Here is a 6834-nt window from a genome sequence, read left to right on the forward strand (position 1 = left end):
GCGCTCGCCCGCCGGCGCCCCGGCCCGCGGCGGCCGGCCGGCGGCTCCGAGACGGGCTCGTCGCGTACCGCCGGGATCTGCTCGGTGGGCTCGGCACGCACCGGCGCGATCTGCGCGGTCGGGTACTCGTCGTCGCGGGCGGGCTCACCCCACGGCCCGTCGTGGTCCGGCCCGGCGGGCCGCCCGCTGTCGCCGGCCGGCGGTCCGTCGTACCGGCCCGGGCCGTCGTGGTGCCGCGAGGTCGTCGGGTACGGCCCGGCGTACGTGTCCGGAGCGGCATAGGTGTCCGGACCGGCGTACGTGTCCGGGCCTGCTCCGGGACGGGCGTAGGTGTCCGGCTCGGCGGGGTGGGTGTGCGCGGCCGGGCCGGGTCGCCAGGGGCCGGGTTCCAGGTCGGTGTCCGGCCAGGGCAGGGCCGGGGCGGCCGGGCGGTCCCAGCCACGCGACTCGGTGTTGCCGTAGGGGTCGGGGTGGGACATCACGCACCGGCAGCCGGTACGAGAGCCACCACATGACGCAAGACCAAGACCATCCCCTACCGGCGTGAGACTTCCTGTTTACCGACCGACGGCCGGGCGACTCCCGCCGTTCACCCCGTGGTGGTCGGGAATCGTGCCGAGCCTACTGCACCCGCCCCGGCCCCGAGGGTGTGCGCCGCCGGGCACGACGACGGCACCGGGCCGCCGCCCGGGCGGGCGACGGCGGCGCGGTGCCGTGCGAGGTACGCGGGTGCTCAGACTTCGAGCAGCTCGCTCTCCTTGTGCTTGACCAACTCGTCGACGCCGGCGACGAAGCGCTGGGTCAGGTCGTCCAGCTCCTTCTCCGCGCGCCGGCCCTCGTCCTCGCCGACCTCGCCGTCCTTGACCAGGCGGTCCAGCTCCTCCTTGGCCTTGCGGCGGATGTTGCGGACGGCGACCTTGGCCTCCTCGCCCTTCTGCCGGGCGACCTTGATCATGTCGCGGCGCCGCTCCTCGGTCATCTGCGGCAGGACGATGCGGAGCTGGTTGCCCTCGTTGTTCGGGTTGGCCCCGAGGTCCGAGTCGCGGATCGCCTTCTCCATGGCGCCCAGCTGCGAGTTGTCGTACGGCTTGATGATGACCATGCGCGGCTCGGGCACCGCGATGGACGCCATCTGCGGCAGCGGGGTCGGGCTGCCGTAGTAGTCGATGACGATCCGGGAGAACATGGCGGCGTTGGCGCGTCCGGTACGGATGCCGCCGAACTCCTCCTTGGCGTGCTCGATGGCACGCTCCATCTTCTCCTCCGCCTCGAGGAGGGTGTCGTCGATCACCGGTCTCCTCGCCTCCTTCTGTCGCTCGTCGTGTGTGGTGCGGGTGCTGCCGTGGCAGAGGGACCGCTGCCGGTCCGGCGGGCCGGTCAGGCGGTGATCAGGGTGCCGATCTTCTCGCCCCCGACGGCCCGGACGATGGTGTCGTCGCCCTGGGCGCCGAAGACCAGCATCGGCAGGCCGTTCTCCATGCAGAGGCTGAACGCGGCGGCGTCGGCCACCCGCAGGTTACGGCGCAGCACCTCGGAGAAGGTGATCGAGTCGAGCTTGCTCGCGGTCGGGTCGATCCGGGGGTCGGCGGTGTAGACCGCGTCCACGCCGTTCTTGCTCATCAGCACCACGTCCGCACGGATCTCCAGCGCCCGCTGGGCGGCGACCGTGTCGGTGGAGAAGTACGGCATGCCGGCGCCGGCGCCGAAGATGACCACACGGCCCTTCTCCAGGTGGCGGATCGCGCGCAGCGGGATGTACGGCTCGGCGACCTGGGCCATCGTGATGGCGCTCTGCACCCGGGTCTCGATGCCCTCCTTCTCCAGGAAGTCCTGGAGGGCCAGGCAGTTCATGACCGTGCCCAGCATGCCCATGTAGTCGGCGCGGGCCCGGTCCATACCGCGCTTCTGCAGCTCGGCGCCGCGGAAGAAGTTGCCGCCGCCGACCACCACCGACACCTGCACGCCGCGGCGTACCACGGTGGCGATCTGGCGGGCGATGCCCTGCACCACGTCGGGGTCGACGCCGATCGCGCCGCCGCCGAAGACCTCACCGGAGAGCTTCAGCACCACCCGGCGGGACCGACCGGGCGGAGGGGCGGTCGGGTCCTCCGCCGCCAGGCTCCGGTCACTCACAACCTGCGTCATCCGCCCCGCCCCTTCTCCCCGCGCATCGCGCGAGCGTCGCGTACGTGCCCCTGCCGACCCTATGTGACGAGGAGGCCGCGGTGCCTGTCGCGTACACCGGCGGCCTCCTCGTCGACGTTCTCCCCTGTGCCCGGGCCGGACGGCCCGGTGCGGCGGCTCAGGCCTGGCCGACCTCGAACCGCAGGAAGCGGGTCACCTCGATGCCGGCGTCGGCCAGCACCTGCTTGACGGTCTTCTTGTTGTCGGCGACCGACGCCTGCTCCAGCAGGACGAAGTCCTTGAAGAAGGCGTTGACCCGGCCCTCGACGATCTTCGGCAGCGCCGCCTCGGGCTTGTTCTCCTCGCGGGCGGTCTGCTCGGCGATGCGCCGCTCGGACTCGACGGTCTCGGCCGGCACCTCGTCGCGGGTGAGGTACTTCGGCCGCATCGCGGCGATCTGCATGGCCACGGCGCGCGCGTCGGCGTCCGCCGCCTCGTCCGACTTGCCGGTGAACTCGACCAGCACGCCGACCGCCGGGGGCAGGTCCTGGCTCTTGCGGTGCATGTAGACCGCGGTGGCGCCGTCCAGCTTGGCGAAGCGGTTGAGCACCAGCTTCTCGCCGATCTTGGCGGACTGCTCCTGGATCAGGTCGGCCACGCTCTTGCCGTCGATGCTGCTGGCGAGCAGCTCCTCGGCGTTGGTGGCGCCGCTGGCCACGCCGTGCTCGACCAGCTGCTGGGCCAGCGCGATGAAGGCGTCGTTCTTGGCGACGAAGTCGGTCTCGCAGTTGAGCTCGAGCAGCGCCTGGCCGGAGTGGGCGATCAGGCCGTTGGCGGCGGTGCGCCCGGCCCGCTTGCCGACGTCCTTGGCGCCCTTGACGCGCAGGATCTCGACGGCCTTGTCGAAGTCGCCCTCGGCCTCGGTCAGCGCCTTCTTGGAGTCCATCATGCCGGCGCCGGTGAGGTCGCGGAGCTTCTTGACGTCCGCGGCGGTGAAGTTGGACATGACTCTCTCTTCGGTGTCAGTGAGGTGGTCTGGGGTGCTGGTTACCCGGTTCCGGGCCGGTTCTGCCCGGCGTACCCGTCGCGTCCCACCGCCGGGAACCCGGACGGTGGGGACGCGACGGCGAGATCACTCCGCGGAGGCGGTCGCCGGCTGCTCGGCGGCCGGCGCGGCCGGCTCGGCGGCGGCGGGCTGCTCGTCGGCCTTCTTCGGCTCCTCGAGCAGCTCGCGCTCCCACTCGGCCAGCGGCTCGTCGGCGGCGACCTGGCCGGCCTCGGGCTTCTCGTCCGCGCCCCGGTTGCGGCCGGAACGGGCGATCAGACCGTCGGCGACGGCGGCGGCGACGACCTTGGTCAGCAGCTCGGCCGAGCGGATGGCGTCGTCGTTGCCCGGGATCGGGAAGTCGACCTCGTCCGGGTCGCAGTTGGTGTCGAGCACCGCGATCACCGGGATGCCCAGCTTGCGGGCCTCGTCGACGGCGATGTGCTCCTTCTTGGTGTCGACGATCCAGACCGCGGCCGGGAGCTTCTGCATGTCCCGCAGACCACCGAGGGTCTTGGTGAGCTTGATCTTCTCGCGGGAGAGCTGGAGCGTCTCCTTCTTGGTGTAACCGGCGGCGGTGCCGCTCAGGTCACCCAGGGCCTCCAGCTCCTTCATCCGCTGCAGCCGCTTGTACACGGTCTGGAAGTTGGTCAGCATGCCACCGAGCCAGCGGTGGTTCACGTACGGCTGGCCGACCCGGGTCGCCTGCTCGGCGATGGCCTCCTGGGCCTGCTTCTTGGTGCCGACGAACAGGATGCTGCCGCCACCGGCGACGGTGGTGCGGACGAACTCGTACGCCTTCTCGATGTAGTCGAGCGTCTGGCGCAGGTCGATGATGTAGATACCGTTGCGCTCGGTGAAGATGAAGCGCTTCATCTTCGGGTTCCAGCGGCGGGTCTGGTGCCCGAAGTGCACACCGCTTTCCAGCAGCTGACGCATGGTCACGACGGCCATGGTGGGTTACTCCTACGTTGTCCCTGGTTGTCCGTCCAGCCGGCGGCCGGACGCCTGGCGCCCGGTCGCCGGCCAGGGTGGGCCCGGTACGTCAGACCGGGACCAGGGAGGCCGTCGCCCCACGGAGGAGACCGTGGAGAGGGCACGCGAGGTCGACCGCGCGAGGCGGTCGCCAGTCGACCAGTGTACGCGCCCTCTCCGCTGCCCGGCCCCCGGGTGCGGAGGCCGGCGTGATCGACTCCAGGTGCGCCTTGATCGACTCCAGGACGGCGAAGTGGCGGCGTCACCCTGTCGGTGACACCGCCACTCCGGCGTACTGGGGTCGGGCTCAGCCGGCCGCGAGGGCGGCGGCGAGGAAGAGGACCAGGCCGACGGTCAGGTAGGCGGTCGGCGGGCGCAGCCAGCCCCGGCTGCCGTCGGCGAGCGCCAGCCCGCCGGTGCGCAGCCCGTACAGGCCGGTGCCGAAGATCGGCAGACCCACCACCAGGAAGATGCCCACCACCACGTGCGACGTCGACACCGGGTCGCCGAACAGGCCGTGCAGCAGCACCCGCACCGCCGGCACCTCCAGCACCAGCACCAGCGCCGCCAGCAGCACCGCCAGCGCGGGGCGCCGGGTCCGGTAGACGCCGTCGCCGGGCGGCGGACCGTCCGGTCGGGGCATGAGTGCCGGCATCGGGCCGGTCGGCATCTCCAGCGGGTTCGGGGTCGCCGCCGGCTGGGCCGGACCACCCGGACGCTCGCCGATTCGCAGCGGAGTGGCCTCGCCGGGGTTCAGCCGTGCCGCGGCGGCCGTTTCGGCCCCGCCGTCGGCACCAGGCGCCGGCTCGACGACCGGGTAGCCGCCGATCGGGCTGAGCCGGGGCTTCTCGACGCCGGCAGCAGCGCTCCGGGCGTCGGCGCCGCCCGCCGGGTCGCTGCCGTGGACGATGAGGCCGTACGGGTCGGCACCGGCCGGTGCGGCGCCGGTCAGCGGGGCGGTTGCCGGCGCACCGAGCGTGCTCGACAGCGGGTTACCGTGCGCGGCGGTGCCGAGCGCGTCGACGCCGCTGCGGGACACCGCGCCGAGCGGGTCGGCCGCCGACTCGCGTGCCGCGCGACGGCCGGCGCGCGACCCGGGCAGCTCACCGGAGACCTCCGGGTCGTCCGGCCGCTGCGACCGCCAGCTGCTCGTGTCGTCCACCAGCGGATCGGCGGCGGAGTACCGGCCCGGCTCGGCGTACCGGCTGTCACCGGCGCGCTGCTCGGGCGTGCGGTAGTCGTCGTCGCGGTAGCGGGGCTCGCCCGCGGCGCGCCAGTCCGACTCGTATCCCCGGTCGCCCCATCGCGACCCCTGCTCATCCTCGGAATAGCTGCGTCGTCCGTCCACGACCGGCACGGTATGCGACGGGCTCCAGCCGCGCCATTCGGGCCTCCCGAGGATCGGCCCAGGTCAGCGCCGATATCGCCGGGTCGCCGACAAAACACGCTCAGTAGCCGTACGGCGTGAAGATCGGCGCGACGTCCGGGTAGGGGAAGTCGCCGGGGAGCGCGAAGCCGAGCGAGCGCTCCACCGCCGGCCAGTTCGGTGGCGCGCTCGACCGGGCGGGAGGCGGCACCATCCGCGCGAGCCGCTCGACGTACCGATTCATGCAAGCCTCACGTCTCTCCCGCGCTCTCCGTAGCAGATCGGAGTCATGATCGTCGTTCCGTCCACAGGCGGCACCTTGTCCACAGGGCGGCCCCGCACGACGCCCCCGCTCCCGTCCGCCGGTCGCATCCTGGCCGGCATGACGAACCGGAACCGAGCCGTCGGGGCGTACGGCGAGCGGTGCGCGCTACGGCACCTGATCGAGACGGGCCTGCGCCCGGTCGCCCGCAACTGGCGCTGCCCCGAGGGCGAGATCGACATCATCGCCTGGGAGGGCCCGGTCCTGGCCATCTGCGAGGTCAAGACGCGCCGTACCGAGCAGTTCGGCTCCCCCGCCGAGGCCGTCATACCGGCCAAGGCCCGCCGGCTGCGCGGCCTGGCCGCGCGCTGGCTCGCCGAGACCGGCACCACCGCCGACGAGGTCCGCTTCGACGTGCTCTCCGTCCGGCTCCCGCTCACCGGCCCCGCCCGCGTCGAGCACGTCCGCGGCGCGTTCTGACATGGGGTACGCGAAAGTGCTGAGCGTCGGCCTGGCCGGAGTCGCCGGACATCTCGTCGAGGTCGAGGCCGACCTGGCGCCCGGCCTGCCCGCCGTGATCATCTCCGGCCTGCCGGACACCGCGCTTCACGAGGCACGCGACCGGGTCCGCGCCGCGATCGTCAACTCCGGCCAGAAGTGGCCCAACCGGCGCATCACGCTCAACCTGCTTCCTGCCACACTGCCGAAGTACGGCTCGGCGTTCGACCTCGCCATCGCGCTCGCCGTCCTGGCCGGCTCGGGTGAACTGCCACCGGTCGCGCTTGACGCCACTGTCGTGCTCGGTGAACTCGGCCTCGACGGCACGGTACGCCCCGTCCGCGGCACGCTGCCGATGGTCGCCGCCGCCGCCCGCGCCGGGCACACCCGCGTCGTCGTACCCGCCGGCAACGCCGCCGAGGCGGCAGTCATCCCGGGCGTACGCGTGCACGCGGTCGACACGCTGCATCGACTCGTCGCCCACGTCCGCGACGGCAGCCCGCTGCTCGTCCCGCCCGCCCACGTCCCGGCCGGCGGCACGGCCGGGCCCGACCTGGCCGACGT

General features: G+C 72.7%; 8 protein-coding genes and 1 pseudogene. 2 read left to right on the forward strand and 7 right to left on the reverse strand.

Features of this window, described 5'->3' with window-relative positions; translation table 11 throughout:
* The 7 genes and pseudogenes from AC2CHG_RS28855 to AC2CHG_RS28885 all read right to left on the reverse strand — a co-directional run.
* Nucleotides 1–479: pseudogene (locus tag AC2CHG_RS28855) on the reverse strand (phosphatidate cytidylyltransferase); the annotation flags it as partial.
* Between the two features lie 254 nt (nt 480–733).
* Complete coding sequence (frr, locus tag AC2CHG_RS28860) at nt 734–1291, reverse strand: ribosome recycling factor (RefSeq protein ID WP_013284608.1); 558 nt, start codon at nt 1289–1291, stop codon at nt 734–736.
* 86 nt (nt 1292–1377) lie between these two features.
* Nucleotides 1378–2145, reverse strand: a complete 768-nt coding sequence (pyrH, locus tag AC2CHG_RS28865; protein ID WP_013284607.1) for a UMP kinase — start codon at nt 2143–2145, stop codon at nt 1378–1380.
* 157 nt (nt 2146–2302) lie between these two features.
* Nucleotides 2303–3130, reverse strand: a complete 828-nt coding sequence (gene tsf / locus AC2CHG_RS28870; protein WP_484525982.1) for a translation elongation factor Ts — start codon at nt 3128–3130, stop codon at nt 2303–2305.
* 126 nt (nt 3131–3256) lie between these two features.
* Nucleotides 3257–4123: a 30S ribosomal protein S2 gene (gene rpsB / locus AC2CHG_RS28875; RefSeq protein ID WP_194799737.1), complete on the reverse strand. Its 867-nt coding sequence runs from the start codon at nt 4121–4123 to the stop codon at nt 3257–3259.
* Between the two features lie 328 nt (nt 4124–4451).
* Entirely contained in the window at nt 4452–5501 is a 1050-nt protein-coding gene (locus tag AC2CHG_RS28880) for a hypothetical protein (protein WP_194799736.1), read from the reverse strand.
* A gap of 91 nt (nt 5502–5592) precedes the next feature.
* On the reverse strand, nt 5593–5754 hold the full coding sequence (locus AC2CHG_RS28885) for a hypothetical protein (protein WP_194799735.1): 162 nt from the start codon (nt 5752–5754) through the stop codon (nt 5593–5595).
* A 138-nt stretch (nt 5755–5892) separates the two neighbouring features.
* Here AC2CHG_RS28885 and AC2CHG_RS28890 point away from each other — a divergent pair, with 138 nt between their 5' ends.
* Together AC2CHG_RS28890 and AC2CHG_RS28895 are read left to right on the forward strand one after the other, a co-directional pair.
* Nucleotides 5893–6252, forward strand: coding sequence for a YraN family protein (locus AC2CHG_RS28890; protein WP_484525983.1), 360 nt, complete (start codon nt 5893–5895; stop codon nt 6250–6252).
* A gap of 1 nt (nt 6253) precedes the next feature.
* Nucleotides 6254–6834, forward strand: a 581-nt coding sequence (locus AC2CHG_RS28895) for a magnesium chelatase domain-containing protein (RefSeq protein WP_484525984.1), incomplete at its 3' end; no start/stop codon positions are given.

It is taken from the genome of Micromonospora sp. ATLC20 (assembly GCF_057196585.1).